13 protein-coding genes and 1 riboswitch are annotated in these 15,730 nt (G+C 41.8%); of the genes, 10 read left to right on the top strand and 3 right to left on the bottom strand.

Features of this window, described 5'->3' with window-relative positions:
• Positions 1 to 39 precede the first annotated feature (39 nt).
• Positions 40 to 1,566: a precorrin-3B synthase gene (cobG, locus tag H6G59_RS17750; protein WP_190716695.1), complete on the bottom strand. Its 1,527-nt coding sequence runs from the start codon at positions 1,564 to 1,566 to the stop codon at positions 40 to 42.
• A riboswitch (cobalamin riboswitch) is annotated at positions 1,541 to 1,781 on the bottom strand. (Overlaps the previous gene by 26 nt.)
• A gap of 117 nt (positions 1,782 to 1,898) precedes the next feature.
• Between cobG and H6G59_RS17745 the strand changes: the two genes are divergently transcribed.
• From H6G59_RS17745 to cbiE, 5 genes are all read left to right on the top strand, one after another.
• Positions 1,899 to 2,273, top strand: coding sequence for a type II toxin-antitoxin system RelE/ParE family toxin (locus H6G59_RS17745; RefSeq protein ID WP_190716693.1), 375 nt, complete (start codon positions 1,899 to 1,901; stop codon positions 2,271 to 2,273).
• Positions 2,270 to 2,596: a helix-turn-helix domain-containing protein gene (locus tag H6G59_RS17740; RefSeq protein ID WP_190716691.1), complete on the top strand. Its 327-nt coding sequence runs from the start codon at positions 2,270 to 2,272 to the stop codon at positions 2,594 to 2,596. Before H6G59_RS17745 ends, H6G59_RS17740 begins: the two co-directional genes overlap by 4 nt.
• Before the next feature lie 318 nt (positions 2,597 to 2,914).
• Complete coding sequence (locus tag H6G59_RS17735) at positions 2,915 to 3,196, top strand: hypothetical protein (RefSeq protein ID WP_190716689.1); 282 nt, start codon at positions 2,915 to 2,917, stop codon at positions 3,194 to 3,196.
• A 56-nt stretch (positions 3,197 to 3,252) separates the two neighbouring features.
• Positions 3,253 to 3,480: a hypothetical protein gene (locus H6G59_RS17730; RefSeq protein WP_190716687.1), complete on the top strand. Its 228-nt coding sequence runs from the start codon at positions 3,253 to 3,255 to the stop codon at positions 3,478 to 3,480.
• A 77-nt stretch (positions 3,481 to 3,557) separates the two neighbouring features.
• Positions 3,558 to 4,784: a precorrin-6y C5,15-methyltransferase (decarboxylating) subunit CbiE gene (gene cbiE / locus H6G59_RS17725; RefSeq protein ID WP_190716685.1), complete on the top strand. Its 1,227-nt coding sequence runs from the start codon at positions 3,558 to 3,560 to the stop codon at positions 4,782 to 4,784.
• A gap of 124 nt (positions 4,785 to 4,908) precedes the next feature.
• On the opposite strand, the gene H6G59_RS17720 is transcribed toward cbiE, so the two are convergent.
• Positions 4,909 to 5,517: a hypothetical protein gene (locus H6G59_RS17720; RefSeq protein WP_190716683.1), complete on the bottom strand. Its 609-nt coding sequence runs from the start codon at positions 5,515 to 5,517 to the stop codon at positions 4,909 to 4,911.
• 444 nt (positions 5,518 to 5,961) lie between these two features.
• Here H6G59_RS17720 and H6G59_RS17715 point away from each other — a divergent pair, with 444 nt between their 5' ends.
• Both H6G59_RS17715 and H6G59_RS17710 read left to right on the top strand, forming a co-directional pair.
• Complete coding sequence (locus H6G59_RS17715; RefSeq protein WP_277924641.1) at positions 5,962 to 6,447, top strand: efflux RND transporter periplasmic adaptor subunit; 486 nt, start codon at positions 5,962 to 5,964, stop codon at positions 6,445 to 6,447.
• Between the two features lie 276 nt (positions 6,448 to 6,723).
• The gene (locus tag H6G59_RS17710) at positions 6,724 to 9,918 is read left to right on the top strand and encodes an efflux RND transporter permease subunit (protein ID WP_190716681.1); all 3,195 of its coding nucleotides are present in this window, start codon (positions 6,724 to 6,726) and stop codon (positions 9,916 to 9,918) included.
• Between the two features lie 79 nt (positions 9,919 to 9,997).
• On the opposite strand, the gene H6G59_RS17705 is transcribed toward H6G59_RS17710, so the two are convergent.
• Positions 9,998 to 10,588 (bottom strand): thylakoid membrane photosystem I accumulation factor, encoded by a 591-nt coding sequence (locus H6G59_RS17705; protein WP_190716678.1) that lies wholly within the window; start codon positions 10,586 to 10,588, stop codon positions 9,998 to 10,000.
• 493 nt (positions 10,589 to 11,081) lie between these two features.
• Here H6G59_RS17705 and H6G59_RS17700 point away from each other — a divergent pair, with 493 nt between their 5' ends.
• From H6G59_RS17700 to H6G59_RS17690, 3 genes are all read left to right on the top strand, one after another.
• Positions 11,082 to 12,419: a MurT ligase domain-containing protein gene (locus tag H6G59_RS17700; RefSeq protein ID WP_190716676.1), complete on the top strand. Its 1,338-nt coding sequence runs from the start codon at positions 11,082 to 11,084 to the stop codon at positions 12,417 to 12,419.
• 168 nt (positions 12,420 to 12,587) lie between these two features.
• Complete coding sequence (gene ldpA / locus H6G59_RS17695; protein WP_190716674.1) at positions 12,588 to 13,811, top strand: circadian clock protein LdpA; 1,224 nt, start codon at positions 12,588 to 12,590, stop codon at positions 13,809 to 13,811.
• Positions 13,812 to 13,851: 40 nt separating this feature from the next.
• Positions 13,852 to 15,588, top strand: a complete 1,737-nt coding sequence (locus H6G59_RS17690) for a R3H domain-containing nucleic acid-binding protein (RefSeq protein WP_190716673.1) — start codon at positions 13,852 to 13,854, stop codon at positions 15,586 to 15,588.
• Positions 15,589 to 15,730 lie beyond the last annotated feature (142 nt).

The following is a 15,730-nucleotide window of genomic DNA, read 5'->3' as shown; positions in this document are numbered from 1 at the left end:
TTGATATTTTGGATTTTCAACCGCAGATAAGGCGGATATTTAACTATGATGTATTGTTTGTTTGAGTTGGGTAGCATCACGTTGGGTAAAATCTCTAAAGGTTTCTTTAGGATTTAGACGTTGTATTTTATACGTTTTTAACATCTGCTCAATTAGTGCCGGAAGTTCGCTAAAATTTACATATTCATAAAGTTGATGTCCAAATTTTTGTAAGGTACTGTCACTGACATAAACTTGATATCCTTCTAAAGTTTCATTTTCTGACTCAATGCTGACACCAAGCAAGGTAATGTCAGCTTGATTATGTTGGGCGCAAGATTTCGCACAACCGCTAAAATGAATATTAACTGGATAATCTAGGGTAATCCGATTTTCGAGATATTTTGCTAATTTTAAGGCATGATCTTTAGTTTCGGTTACGGAAGCAGCACAACCTCGTTTACCAGAACAAGCCACTAATGCACTTTTAATGTTAGTCTGAGAATAACTTAGTCCTAAGTTGCTAATTTCTCTTTCTACTTCGACGACTTGTGGTTGGGGAATATCGGTAATCAGCAAATTTTGCCAAGGTGTTAGCCTAATATTACCACTACCATATTTTTCTGCTAAATCACCCAAACCTCTCATTTGCGAACTTTCCACCCTTCCTAGGGGCAACACGACACCAATATAAAATAATCCTACTTGTTTTTGGGGATGAATACCAATTGAGTCTGCGGGAACAGTTATCATATCTGTTTGGGCTGGTAATTGGGAAAAGCTATGACAAACTAGGGGTTGGGAAGTAAGGGATTTGCTTGTAAAAGCTAAACGCAGATAATTCTCTATCCCTAAATTATTGATAACTTCCCGCAAACGTGGTTTACGTTGACGTTGAGAATCTATATTTTGTAAATAAACATCTGCTAAAGCTGCTAAAACTGGTAAACATTCCTCTGGTTTTAATAAAATTCCTGTATTTCTAGCTGGTTCTCCTTTTCCACCAATAGTCAAATAAAGGCGGAAGTAAATATTACCATCAACCAACACAGCCGCAAAGGTAATATCATTAAGCTGATTCAATACCGAAACTTTACCACCACCATCAAAGCCAACACTAAATTTAGCAGATAGTCCGCCTAAATGAGGATGTGCTGTAATATAATTATCCCAAGCTTTCACTAAAGGACGAGTATCGATTAATTCTTGGGAATCAATACCCGCAGTGGGACTGGTCATAATGTTGCGGATATGGTCTACATTGGGATTGGCAGAACCTAAACCCAATTGCTGTAAATGCTGGAGAACTTCAATATTTATCCCGGTTTTGATTTCTCGGATTTGCAAATTGGCTCGATTTGTCACATCTACATAGCCACCACCATAATTATCGGCTATGTTTGCGATCAATGAACACTGTTCACTCTCCATGTTCCCGCCCGGTATTCTGATGCGAGACAATATGCCATCTTGGGCAGGTGTAGTGTAAAATAAGCCTGGGCAGGCGGTAAATGCGGACAGCAAAATTAAAACTCCTTCTCTGTGCTTCGCAGAGACAGAACTTGATAAACTCCTTATAGTTGGCATTCTGACTTACTCAATTTTGGATTTTGAATTTTGGATTTTGGATTATTTTCTTACCCGTGTTTTTCCGAGTCTGGGGTTCTGAGTCAACCCCCAACAATCTAAAATCTATGGTTCGGAAATCTAAAATTGCCTCACAGCTGCGGCACAGTCCCGGAATTTCACCGAAGTTTCCCAACTCTAAGATTTAGTAGTTTAGCACAAGGAGGTATTTTGCGGATCGCTTTGAATCAATAGGAGCGAAATAGATAAATTTGAAATTTATCCTTCAGACTTTGCACAGGGGATATTTCGTGCTATTGTCTGACTTGTTTTTATAGGAAATTTCATATAAAATGGACGATGATGAAGATATTATAGACATTCGTTTACGACCTCTTGTTTGGATGGGAGACTCTCTCAAAAATATCCGCTCATTTCCTGAAGATGTGCGTGCTTCATTAGGCTATGCGCTACAACTGGTGCAATTAGGCGAAACACCAATGGATGCCAAGCCTTTTAAAGGGGTTGGAAACGGTGTGTATGAAATCGTCAAACGCTACGATACCGATACTTACAGGGCAGTCTACGCGGTAAAGGTTGGGGATAAAATTTATGTTCTGCACGCTTTTCAGAAGAAATCAAAGCAGGGGATTAAAACTCCACAGGCTGATGTTGACCTGATTAAACAACGCTATAAGGATGCGATAGCAAGGGAGAAACAACAATGACACAGGAACCCATTTTTGAAGAAAGCAGTGGCAACGTATTTGCTGACCTCGGTTTGTCGAATGCAGATGAACTTTTGACGCGGGGTAAGATAGGGCTTCAGGTACTCCGTGTCCTGAAACAACGCAACCTCAAACAGCGTGAAATCAGTGAACTTCTTGGCATTCCTCAGCCAGAAGTATCTCATTTAATGAAAGGAGAGTTTCAACGTTTCAGCGAGGGTAAACTCCTGATTTTCCTCAAGCGTCTCGATACAGAAATCACTTTGCATCTTCGTCCTCATCATACGCTAAACCAATCTGCTGAAACTGTGATATTGCTATAAGGCGTGTAGCGTTACTACAAATGACAATTTTAGGACAGACTTATTGACGGAAAATACGAAATATAGAGTAGGGGTTTCAATCTCTTGTAGGGTGCGTCAGACTCAATAATTTAGCACAATTAACAGATTTTCTACATCTGAAGCGCCCTACTAATATGCTTAATTTAAAGTGGGAACAGGAAAAAATTATCAATCTATTGAAATATTGTTGTATTCTTATACAAGAAGTGAATTTTTCAAGGAAAAAATAAGTATTTTCACTAAGATTGTACAATATATTACAGATATAGGACAAGGTAGACACAGAAAAATAAAAATATGTCAAGTAAAGAATGGAGAGAATGGCATTTAACCCCCAATGGATGGGTTGCTGGAACATTGCAACACGATAGTGGACGGAATCAGATTTCATCACCTGACAATAAAGTACTGACCTGTATTTATAAAGAGACTATAGCTCCGGATGCTATGGCATTATCGGGTTATGGTGAACCAGGCTTTAATCAATCCAGTAATGTTAGTATTATTTGGCGTTGTTCAAATCATCAGCTTATATCTGAGCTTTTAGATAAATTTGGTTCATGTCCTGAGCGGATTTGATTTTTGTTCCTATGTAAATTGTCAAGCATTTATTGTTTTATTAATAAATATATATTATGGGTCAGTTTATTGCTGAAAGCCTTATTGCAGGTGTTTTTCTAATTCCACTAGCTTTATTTTTAGGTCATTTTTTAGATTTTGACAAGGTTCAAGGTATGAACCAGAAAGAATATGACTCTTATATGAAAATTTTAATTTTTAAATGTTGGATAATTTTATTCTTACCTCTCAGTTTGTGGATACAATTCCGAGCAACTCATGAATGTACTAAAAATTTATTTTAAATAAAAACAAAATAAATTAATGAATTTAAGCAGATATAAATAATATTTTCTGAATTTTTTAAACGTATTTTTTATTTATGAATAAATGGCTATCAATAGTCGGTATAGGCGAAGATGGTTTACAGGGGTTAAGTGCGATTCCTAGGTCGCGCTTCGCGATCGCTCTTTCTCTCCTGAACCAAGCTACAATTATTGTCGGTGGGGAACGTCATCTGGCTATGTTACCCCCAAACGATAACCGCGAAAAAATTCTCTGGAAATCTCCCTTTAGCACTTCTATCACAGAAATTATTCAACGGCGTGGTCAAGCAATTTGCGTGTTAGCTAGTGGCGACCCGATGTGTTACGGTGTGGGTGCAACTATTACAAAGCATATTCCTATTTCTGAAATTACGATTATTCCTGCACCTTCGGCTTTTAGTCTCGCTTGTTCCCGATTAGGATGGTCATTACCCGAAGTGGAAACCTTGAGTTTATGCGGTCGTCCAGCTTCTCTTCTCCAATCTTACATCTACCCAGGTGCGAAGTTATTAATTTTGAGTGCAGGAAAGGAAACACCGGGAATAGTTGCTGAACTATTGACAAATCGCGGTTATGGTGGTAGCAAAATTACCGTTTTAGAAAGAATGGGCGGTATTCACGAACGTAATTTAGAAGGTGTCGCCGCATCTTGGCAAGAAACAGAAATCGCAGCTTTAAATACCATTGCAGTTGATTGTATCGCAGATGTGGGGGTAAAGCCTTTATCAAGATTTCCCGGTTTACCTGATAGTGCTTTTCACCATGATGGACAATTAACTAAAAGGGAAGTTAGAGCGATTACTTTATCGAGTTTAGCACCTTTACCGGGGGAGTTGCTTTGGGATATCGGTGCTGGTTGTGGTTCAATTTCGATAGAATGGATGCGGAGTAATTTTCGCTGTCGTGCGATCGCTATTGAACAAAACGAAACTAGAATAAATTATATAATCGATAATGCCACAGCTTTAGGTACACCGAATTTACAAATCATCACCGGGAAAGCACCGGAAATAATTCACAACTTACCCACACCCGACGCGATTTTTATCGGTGGTGGAGTCACCGCACCAGGACTATTTGATATTTGTTGGAATGCTTTACGTCCTGGGGGGAGAATGGTTGCAAATGTTGTCACCTTAGAAGGTGAACAAACCTTATTTCAATGGTATGAAAAAGTGGGAGGAAATTTCACACGCATTTCTATTCAACGCGCAGAACCAATTGGTAAATTTTTAGGTTGGAAGGGAATGTCTCAAGTTACACAATGGGTAGCAGTAAAATAATTCGTAATTCGTAATAATGCCTCCGGCAGGCTACCGCCAACGTAATTCGTAATTAAGTTATTCTTCTTTTTCTCCATCTCCGCGTCCCCGCGTCTCTCCCTCTCCTGTTCCCTATTCCCTGTACTTAACCAATGGGATAATTACCAGGCTTGACTGCATGAATAAATTCACTACCTGAATGCGGTCTTCCTCGTTTATAAGCAGCTTCTTCTGGTTGACCCCAACCCAACTGCAAAATTAATTCTAAAAAGTTTGTATTTTCCCATTTTAACAAACTTGCCCATTCTGTTCTTTTGGCAATTCTATCAACATCTAAAATATTAATTTTTTCGTGTAATTTACCATTACTCAAACTCAAATATAACTCCATTTCTGCTGTAACTGCATTCCAAAATTCCAGAATATAATTTTTTGAAGTTTTTAATATTTCTAAATCACTGTTTAATGAAATTAACTGCGCGTCAACTTCTGGATAATGCAGGGTTTTCCCCTTAACTGTCAAATCTTTCCAGACAATCCCAGAAACTTCATGTTCTCGTTGATATTCATGAATCGATGCTTTAAAATCTTGATATGCCGTGAATTTTTGTAGCCCTTCACTGGTGATAAACTGGTCGAGAACGGGATTGCCAGAGGGTGTCACCTCTAACTTGAGACGTTCTCCTTTCAGACAAGCTTGGCGTTCATCTGCTAAAATTTGGATGAGTTCCTGGGTAGTATAAACTTTTGACATCGGAACAAACCTAATTAGTAGTTATGAGTTATTAGTTATTAGTCATTGGTGAAGCGTGATTTAACTATTATCTCTTGGCAGTAATAAAAATGCAGTATCAGATCAAACTAAAAATTTTCACCTCAGTAAATAGAAAAATTTTTCCTCAAGAATGAACTCTCCAATTTGGTAGTCGATAATACAACTGTGGTTAAACTATCTTAACCAGTAGGCTTTTCATCCAGATGTCTTTATTAAGATACAGCAGATTGCAGATCAATGAGGTACAGAATCAAAATTGAAACCTAGACACCAAGCCAGTTTTACTCCTGAACCGGAGGTCTGCGAAGCGTCTCCTGAACCGATAGCGCAGCGTGGCGTAAGCCATAGGTCTGCGAAGCGTCTCCTGACTCCTGAATTCTGCTGTAAATTTATTTTGGCTTTGTAGGCAACATCAGCGAAGTATTGAATTCCATTCCGCAAAGAATGCTGCCAGACCTAAAAAAATACAGTACTGGTCACAAATTAGAAGTTGATGTCATACCTCCCAAAGATTCAGGTAATCCAGTCAGTGGTTTCCTCACCTTTATCGACAGTGGAGTGAATACCCAAACTGGGACAATTCAACTTAAAGGCACATTTAGCAATAATGACGAGCGACTGTTACCGGGACAGTTTGTTAATGTCGTTCTCAAATTAGCAGAGACACCAAATGCTGTGACTGTACCTGCTAAGGCAGTGCAAGCTGGACAGCAACAACAATTTGTGTATGTAGTCAAACCCGACAACACAGTAGAAATGCGTACCGTAGCTGTAGGAGAGACAGTGAATAACGAAATAGCGATCGCTCAAGGCATCAAACCAGGTGAGCAAGTAGTCATTGACGGACAATTCAACCTCGTACCTGGGGCAAAAGTGCAGGTTACGAAAGGATTAGGAAGTAAAAAATAGGGCATTTAGGACTTACGCAAAAAAACCTCAAACTCTTATTTCTCTGTGTCCTCTGCGTCCTCTGCGGTCTGCCTATGGCTCCTGCGTCGCCACGCAAGCTATCGACTCCCGTAAGGGATACGATATTCCGTGACTCGTGCGTAAGTCCTAGCATTGCTGAATCGAAGTATGAAATTGAAAAATCAATGATTTCAAACTCTTACTCTCTGAGCCTCTGCGCCTCTGCGTGAAACAAAATCATACTCTTAATCAGCAACGCCAAAAATAGGAAAATCTATGAATATTTCCGAGTTATTTATTCGTCGCCCAATCATGACGACCTTAGTAATGGTTGGCGTTTTGATTTTCGGGCTAATGAGTTACGGAATGCTGCCTGTAAGCGATTTACCAAACGTAGATTTCCCCTCAATTCAGGTAACAGCTAACTTACCTGGAGCGAATCCCGAAACAATGGCAGCATCGGTTGCTACACCATTAGAACAGCAATTTTCTAGTATTGCTGGCTTGAGTTCCATGAACTCTACTAGTTCCTTGGGTAGTAGTCAGATTACACTGCAATTTGATTTGAGTCGAGATATAGATGGGGCAGCCCAAGATGTGCAAGCTGCGATCGCTAAAGCTACCAGGCAATTACCGGCGAATATGCCCAGTCCCCCATCCTATCGCAAGGTAAATCCGGCAGATCAGCCCATTCTCTACATATCCCTGAATTCTGCTGTTCTCCCTCTGGCCACGGTAGATAAGTATGCAGAAACGCAACTCGCCCAACGCCTGTCAATGGTCAACGGGGTGGCGCAGGTACAAGTCTACGGTTCTCAAAAGTACGCCGTGAGAGTTTTGCTTGACCCTGAATCTTTGAGTGCCAAAGGCATAGGTGTGGATGAAGTCGCAGATGCAATTAGCAAAGGTAATGCCAACTTACCGACGGGGACACTTTACGGTAAAGAACAAAATTATACAATTCAAGCCAACGGTCAACTCAATGATGCTGCTGGCTATCGTTCACTAATTGTCAGTTATCAAGGCGGTGCGCCAGTCCAACTAGGAGAAGTTGCTCAAGTATTGGATAGTGTAGAAAACGACAAAATTGCCAGTTGGTTTTTTACGAAGAGAGAAAAGTCGAAAAATTCCCCAGAAAAAACGCATAATTCTGGTGTGCGAGCGATCGTCCTTGCAGTTCAAAAGCAACCGGGAAGCAATACAGTCGAAGTCGTGGAAGCTATTAAAAAACTGCTACCACAATTCCGCGAACAAATTCCGGCGGCAGTGAATATGGATATTCTCTACGATCGCTCCCAAGCCATCCGCGAGTCAATCGATGATGTGCAGTTCACGCTGTTACTGACTATTGGTTTGGTGGTATTAGTAATTTTTGTGTTTCTCCGCAATATCCGAGCCACAATCATTCCCAGTTTGGCAGTACCCCTATCCTTAGTTGCCACCTGTGGCGTGATGCTATTACTGGGTTTCTCCCTCGATAACCTATCGCTAATGGCGTTGACACTTTCAGTTGGGTTCGTGGTGGATGATGCTGTAGTCATGCTAGAAAACATCGTCCGACACATGGAGATGGGCGAAACCCGCTTGCAGGCGGCGTTGAATGGCTCACGAGAAATTGGTTTTACAATTCTGTCCATGACTATTTCTTTAGTCGCCGTCTTTATTCCTGTACTGTTTATGGAAGGGATTTTAGGACGATTGTTTCGGGAGTTTGCCGTTACTATCAGCGTGGCTATCCTGGTATCGGGAGTAATTTCTCTCAGTTTGACACCTATGCTGTGTTCTCTATTCTTGGAACCGCATCACCAGCAAGAAGAAGAGGTAGATTCTGAAGCCGAACCAACGACAAATATAAAATCGAGAATTCAAAGATTTAACCGTGGACTTTACAATACTTCCGAAAAATTTTTCGATGTGATTTTGAGCGGATACGAATGGAGTTTAAAGCGATCGCTCAAATATCATCGCACGACAATGTTTATCTCTGGGGCAATTGTTGTCGCTACGGTATATCTATTTATGGTTGTACCGAAAGGGTTTATTCCCACTGCTGATGTTGGACAAATCACAGCTTCAACCCAAGCCGCAGAGGATATTTCCTTTGAGGAAATGGTAAAACATCAACAGGCAGTAGCAGCGATCGCTCAACGTGACCCTAATATAGCTGCTATTAACTCCAGTGTAGGTGCAGGAGGGTCGAATGCTTCCAGTAACGCCGGACGCTTATTTATCAGTCTCAAACCCCGTGAAGAACGTAAACTCAACGCTGATGAAATTGTCCAAGAACTGCGACCCAAACTATCAAAAGTCCCAGGCATGAAGGTTTTCTTGCAAAACCCACCAGCAATTAATATCGGCGGACAACAAACCAAAGCCGAGTATCAATTCACATTACAAAGTCCGAATATTCAAGAGTTATATCAGTACGCTCCCACTTTAGAAGAAAAACTCCGCAGTTTACCTGATTTACAAGATGTTAACAGTGACTTACAAATTAAAAATCCCCAAGTCAAAGTAGAAATTAACCGTGATCAAGCTGCATCTCTAGGACTAACAGCCGAGCAAATTGAAACTGCATTGAGTAATGCCTATGGTACTCGCCAAGTTTCCACAATTTATGCCTCGGATAGCCAATATCAAGTGATTATGGGAGTCGAACCCAAGTATCAGAGAGATCCTAGTGCTTTGGAACTGCTTTCAATTCGCTCCCCTAACGCACAATTAGTACCCTTGAATGCAGTCGCAACTATCTCTAAAGGTGTTGGGCCATTAACTATTAACCACTCAGGACAGTTAGCTGCTGTCACCATCTCCTTTAATCTCAAACCAGGAGTATCACTAGGTAGCGTTACTGACAAAATTGAACAACTCGCCCGTCAAACACTGCCAGCCAGCATCAGTACAGGTTTCCAAGGTTCGGCACAGGCGTTCCAGTCTTCGTTGCAAGGCTTAGGATTGCTGCTGCTGGTAGCGATTTTAGTAATTTACATTGTGTTAGGAATTCTCTACGAAAACTTTATTCACCCTTTGACAATTCTCTCTAGTTTGCCATCAGCTGGATTCGGAGCGCTGTTGACTTTGTTGATATTCAACGTTGATTTGAATATCTACGCCTTTGTTGGCATTATCCTGTTGATTGGGATTGTGAAAAAGAACGGCATCATGATGGTTGACTTCGCCATTGAAGCCCGAAAAGGTGGTAAAAATCCTTACGATGCTATCTATGAAGCTTGCGTTGTCAGATTTCGCCCGATCATGATGACCACAATGGCTGCACTCATGGGAACTTTACCTATCGCCCTTGGGCTGGGTGCAGGCGCAGATACACGTCGCCCCCTTGGTTTAGCAGTAGTGGGAGGGTTACTATTTTCCCAGTTCTTGACATTGTATTTGACACCTGTTTTTTACACATATATGGAATCTTGGCAAACATCTGTGCAAAAACGCCAGTGGCGCAAACAGCTAAACTAAGATTCTCATGCAGTTTAACCCAAAGGCGATTCCTAGGTCGCGCTGTACGCTATCGCCTTGTTTTCAAAGACGACATAGTTTACTGACTCAACTCGCTGCTGAATTCATTAAATGAGCGTTGCTTGAACTCAATAGACTGGTCACGGGGTAAAAAATCAAACACTTCTCGAAATTTGTCGTCTATTTCTTCAAAAGGAACTTGACCCTTTTTATTCAAGACTACCTTACCCGACTTGTCAAAGATGACAACTTGCGGTACACCCCCTGAGTAGTAGTATCCTGGTTCCGTGGGGTCGTAGCTTGCCTTAATGGGCATTGTATCCACATTTATGGGGATAATCTCCGCACCTTTTCCATAGAATGCCTGAGTTTGGGAAATAAATACCGCATACTGTTTACAATCCTTGCTATCATCGACATAAAATGCCAGCAATGCGGGTTTATGTTGTGCTAAAGTCTGGGCTAGGGTTTGTCTGGGAGGAACTAGAGAACCGTTCCCAGCATAAATTACGAAAATATTCCCTTCGTATCTATCATCTTTCATACCTGCCGAAGCTGGCTGTATACTGATGATAAGTAGACAAATCACCAACAATAAGCATTTTGAAACCAACCGTTGCCAGTTAGCAATTATTTTAGTTTGTAAAAAAAGCCACTTCATGCTATTCATCAACGAGAACCTTTTAAGCCACTATTTTGTCTAAGTTTGTGCTGAATTCAACTCTTCCCACTTTAAGATTACTTATCTTCTTCCTTCTTCCTATCCCTACGGGACACTACGTGGTAAGCGAAGCTATGCCGTAGGCTTTACGCGTTCTTTCCTTCTCCTGTCGGAGACGCTGCGCGTTAGCGGAGTTTTCGCTTTAGCGATACGCGTCTTTGCGGTATGCCTCCGGCTCCCGTCAGGGATACATTTAATCAAGATTATTCTGATGGCAAGGGAGTAGCCTAGATATAGTAGCCTAGATATATAATTACATCTACGCACCATTTTTTAAGATACCCTGTAATTGGTAATTGGGAAAAACTATTACCCAGTCCCCAGTCCCCCTATTATCAATGACTCATAAATATTGAATCATTAATGTGTGGCTTTTTGTGCCAAGATTCGCTACACTTGCAAGATTAAATTTGTAATTAAAGACTATTAATTAGCTACTGCTGTGGGAAAGAAAATAGAACTTATAGATAGACTACAACTGGGTTTAGCGGTATCAATCGCTAAAAGTGTCACATTTTTAGTACGCTCTCTACGTCTTGGTGCTGCTAGTGTATTACCAGGGTCTATTGCGCGACGCATTGAACCCCGAATTTTACAATTATTGAGTCAGCAAGTTAAAAACGGGATAATTTTGATTGCGGGAACCAATGGAAAAACCACTACAGCCCTGTTATTATCTACGATTTTAGAACACAAAGGTTACAAAATTGCCCATAATGCTACTGGAGCAAATCTAGAAAATGGTTTAGCAACAGCTTTAATAGACAACGCTAACTTACTAGGTTCTCTAAATGTAGATTACGCCATTTTGGAAGTTGATGAAAATATTGTCCCTAAGGTATTAAAACCTCTCCAACCAAGGATAATTCTCTGTTTAAACTTGTTCCGAGACCAACTCGATAGATATGGGGAAGTTGACACCATTAGCAAGCGGTGGACAAAGGTTATTTCTACATTACCAGAAGCAACGGTAGTTATTCCCAATGCTGATGATCCAACTTTATCAAATCTCGGTCAGCAATTACTCCAAAAGGTGTTATTCTTTGGGTTAAATGAACCAGAACATTATTTAGAAGCAATTCCTCACGCTGTAGATTCTATCTATTGTCCAAGATGTGGACATTCTCTTGATTATCAAGGGGTTTACCTATCCCATTTAGGAGATTTCACCTGTCCAAGTTGCGGTTTTACTAAGAGTAAACCAGCTTTAGAAAGTGGTGAATGGTCACAAATTCTGGTTGGTTTATACAACAAATATAATACTTTAGCCGCAGCCACCGCAGCCAAAGAGTTAGGAATTGATGAAGAAACAATTAGAGAAACAATTAATAGTTTCCAAGCTGCTTTTGGTCGGGCAGAAGATTTAGTAATTGATGGAAAACGGGTGAGGATATTATTATCTAAAAATCCTGTGGGAACGAATGAAACTATTCGTGTTGTTACTGAAAGTACAGATAAAACAACTTTGTTGGTATTGAATGACCGCACCCCCGATGGTACTGATGTATCATGGATTTGGGATGTAGATACTGAGAAATTAGTAGAAAGAGGTGGGACTTTGGTTGTGAGTGGCGATCGCGTGTATGATATGGCCTTACGTCTACGTTATAGCCAAAAATCCGCCCATAGTAACCTCAACTTGATTGTAGAAGAAGACTTGCAGCAAGCGATCGCTACAGCATTGGCACAGACACCAGTCAATGAAACCTTACACATTCTCCCCACCTATTCCGCCATGTTAGAAGTGAGAGAAATTTTAACAGGTAGAAAAATTCTTTGATATATAGTTGATAGATCATGCTGCAAAATGTCAAGTAGCGCAGCGAATGCTGAGGAATTGCACTTTTATAACCTGGTGCAAATCAAAAATAATGACATAAAAAAATATAAATGGGAGCTTTTAGATTACAGGGTGTAATTTTCCGGCCGATCAACGCATAATAGAAGAGTGACTAATCTGTTAGCCCCTTTACAATCCCTACAACAAGGTCGCTGGTTCAAATTAATCTGTGGAGCCAGTTACCAACATTTACCTGCGGTCAGAAGCTTAACATTAGCCTACACTTTGGCGGGCGCTGACTGCATAGATGTGGCAGCTGATCCAGCTGTGATTGCCGCAGCGCAAGCAGGTTTACTAGCAGCCAAGGATTTGGTGAGGGATGCCCAGGAGCGAGGCTTTGGCTTTCAAGGCGATTTACCCTTGTTAATGGTCAGCCTCAACGATGGAGAAGACCCCCATTTTAGAAAAGCAGAGTTTAATTCTAGTCATTGTCCCCCGGATTGCCCTAGACCCTGTGAAAAAACTTGTCCAGCACAAGCGATTGTGTTTAACAATATAAAAGATAGTTTTTCAGGAATTGTTGCTCAAAAGTGTTATGGCTGCGGTCGTTGCATCCCAACTTGTCCCTATGAGATAATTGATACAGTATCATATGTATCAACTCCGGCAGCAATCGCACCACTGATCATGTCAACGGGAATAGATGCGATAGAAATTCATACACAAGTAGGGCGTTTGGCTTCCTTCCAGCGCTTATGGTCAGCATTGGCATCGGGAGTAGATAAATTAAAGGTAATAGCTATCAGCTGTAACGATCATGAAGGACTAATTGATTACCTGCAAGCAATTTATAAAATCATTGCCCCCCGTCCCCAAGTGGTAATTTGGCAAACAGACGGGCGCTCTATGAGTGGTGATATTGGCGATGGAACCACTATAGCAGCCATAAAATTAGGGCAAAAAGTTTTGGCAGCAAACCTACCAGGATATGTGCAGTTAGCAGGCGGTACTAATAGCTACACCGTCCCCAAATTAAAAGCAATGGGACTGTTGAAGAGTACCGTTAGCGGTAGCGGGGCGTTTAGCCCGTACCGAGTACCGAGTACCGAGTGGGACTTTACTGCTCAGGACTCAGGAGTTAGGAGTCAGAACTTAGGACTCAGGACTCAGCATTTGGTACTCAGTACTCACAACTACATCTCTGGCATTGCTTACGGTAGCTACGCTCGTGTATTGCTGTCACCTATTCTTGAAAAATTAGAGAATCAGGAGGTGAGTCAAACTAGTATTAAGGCAACAGGCCGTCTGGAAGAAGAACCAGAATTACTCTGGCAGGCTGTAGAGCTTGCCCATTCTCTCGTTTCCCAACTCAAGTCACAGCGGTCACCCTAATCGCTCATTCGTTATCTCTAAAAACGTCACCATAGAAAGCATGACGATTACAGAAGATCTCCAGAAGTTGTTAGACATTTTGCCCCAAGACCTGCGAAACGTACTAGAGAATCATCCCAAACGAGATAGTTTAGTGGAAGTGGTCTTGGATTTAGGTCGTCGCCCCGAAGCTCGCTTTCCTCATGAAGCTGAGTATCTGAGCGAAACACCGGTTACTCAAGCACAAATAGATGATTGCATTCAACGAGTTGGAACCTTTGGCGGAGATAATCGGGCGGGAATTGAGCAAACTTTGCATCGGATTAGTGCTATCCGCAACCGCACGGGTAAAATTATTGGCTTAACCTGTCGTGTCGGTCGGGCAGTATTCGGCACAATTGCCATGATCCGCGATTTGGTCGAAACTGGTCAATCGATTCTCATGCTCGGTCGTCCAGGTGTGGGTAAGACTACCGCCTTACGAGAAATTGCTCGTGTGTTGGCGGATGATTTACATAAGCGCGTGGTAATTATTGACACCTCTAACGAAATCGCTGGAGATGGTGATGTTGCTCACCCGGCAATTGGTCGTGCTAGACGAATGCAAGTGGCTAAACCAGAACTACAGCACCAAGTGATGATTGAAGCTGTAGAAAACCATATGCCAGAAGTCATCGTTATTGATGAAATTGGTACGGAACTGGAAGCTTTAGCGGCGCGTACCATTGCAGAAAGGGGTGTGCAATTGGTAGGTACTGCTCACGGAAATCAGATTGAAAACCTGATTAAAAACCCTACCCTTTCCGATTTGGTTGGGGGTATTCAAGCTGTGACGTTAGGAGATGATGAAGCCAGAAGAAGGGGTTCTCAAAAGACGGTTTTGGAACGCAAAGCTCCTCCCACTTTTGAGATTGCTGTGGAAATGCTAGAACGACAGCGCTGGGTAGTACATGAAAGTGTAGCTGACACAGTTGATACTCTGTTGCGAGGTCGGCAAGCTAGCCCACAAACGAGAACTGTTGATGAACAGGGAAAGGTGGCGATTACCAGACAGCTATCTGTGGTTAATGGTCGCGGTGGACAGTTGGCTAGTGATGAAGAATCTTTCCCATCTGCTCGGCAGGTCAATGGCTGGCGTGCTTCTGGACAAATGGTAGCTCTGCCGCCTTTGTCTCTAGAACGGGAACGTCTGACTGGGCGCAGTGAATTTGACCGCTTGTTGGATGAATCTTTCAATTATTCAGACAGTATTGATTTCAGTACTCCTAAACTAGCGGGGCCCAATGGGGAAGATTTACCATTACATATTTACCCCTATGGGGTGAGTCGTCACCAATTGGAACAGGTGATTAATGTTCTCACTTTGCCTGTGGCATTAACAAAAGATATAGATAGTGCTGATGCAATTTTGGCATTGCGATCGCACGTCAAAAATCACGCTAAGTTAAGACAAATGGCAAAAGCTCGTCACGTGCCAATTCATGTGATTAAGTCCAGCACCATTCCCCAAATTACTCGTGGTTTGCGGCGCTTGCTGAACATGGATGATCCCGAATTGGGCGATGACCGAGAATTACAATTGTTACTTCACAATGGCAGTGATGACGAAATGGACGCTTTGGAAGAAGCAAGACTTGCAGTTGAGCAAATTGTTATTCCTAAAGGTCAGCCTGTTGAGTTATTACCTCGTTCTTCTCAAGTTAGAAAAATGCAGCATGAGTTGGTAGAACATTATCGACTCAAGTCTGACAGTTTTGGGGAAGAACCAAATCGTCGGTTAAGGATTTATCCGGCATAATTTCAAAACGTCAACTACCCACACTGTATTTGGAGATTTCTAATCCAGTGTGGGCTTTTATGCGGAGATGGGGAGATGGGGAGATGGGGAGATGGGGAGATGGGGAGATGGGGAGATGGGGAGATGGGGAGATGGGGAGGGG

The organism is Anabaena lutea FACHB-196, assembly GCF_014698305.1.
GTDB lineage: Bacteria > Cyanobacteriota > Cyanobacteriia > Cyanobacteriales > Nostocaceae > Anabaena > Anabaena lutea.
This window is presented reverse-complemented; position numbering and strand designations above follow the sequence as displayed.

Bases quoted from the DNA above. Each gene is read 5' to 3' on its own strand.
- H6G59_RS17710 (WP_190716681.1), top strand. From the start codon at position 6,724: ATGAATATTTCCGAGTTATTTATTCGTCGCCCAATCATGACGACCTTA.
- H6G59_RS17730 (WP_190716687.1), top strand. From the start codon at position 3,253: ATGGGTCAGTTTATTGCTGAAAGCCTTATTGCAGGTGTTTTTCTAATT.
- cbiE (WP_190716685.1), top strand. From the start codon at position 3,558: ATGAATAAATGGCTATCAATAGTCGGTATAGGCGAAGATGGTTTACAG.
- H6G59_RS17745 (WP_190716693.1), top strand. From the start codon at position 1,899: ATGGACGATGATGAAGATATTATAGACATTCGTTTACGACCTCTTGTT.
- cobG (WP_190716695.1), bottom strand. From the start codon at position 1,566: ATGCCAACTATAAGGAGTTTATCAAGTTCTGTCTCTGCGAAGCACAGA.
- H6G59_RS17735 (WP_190716689.1), top strand. From the start codon at position 2,915: ATGTCAAGTAAAGAATGGAGAGAATGGCATTTAACCCCCAATGGATGG.
- H6G59_RS17720 (WP_190716683.1), bottom strand. From the start codon at position 5,517: ATGTCAAAAGTTTATACTACCCAGGAACTCATCCAAATTTTAGCAGAT.
- H6G59_RS17705 (WP_190716678.1), bottom strand. From the start codon at position 10,588: ATGAATAGCATGAAGTGGCTTTTTTTACAAACTAAAATAATTGCTAAC.
- H6G59_RS17740 (WP_190716691.1), top strand. From the start codon at position 2,270: ATGACACAGGAACCCATTTTTGAAGAAAGCAGTGGCAACGTATTTGCT.
- H6G59_RS17690 (WP_190716673.1), top strand. From the start codon at position 13,852: ATGACGATTACAGAAGATCTCCAGAAGTTGTTAGACATTTTGCCCCAA.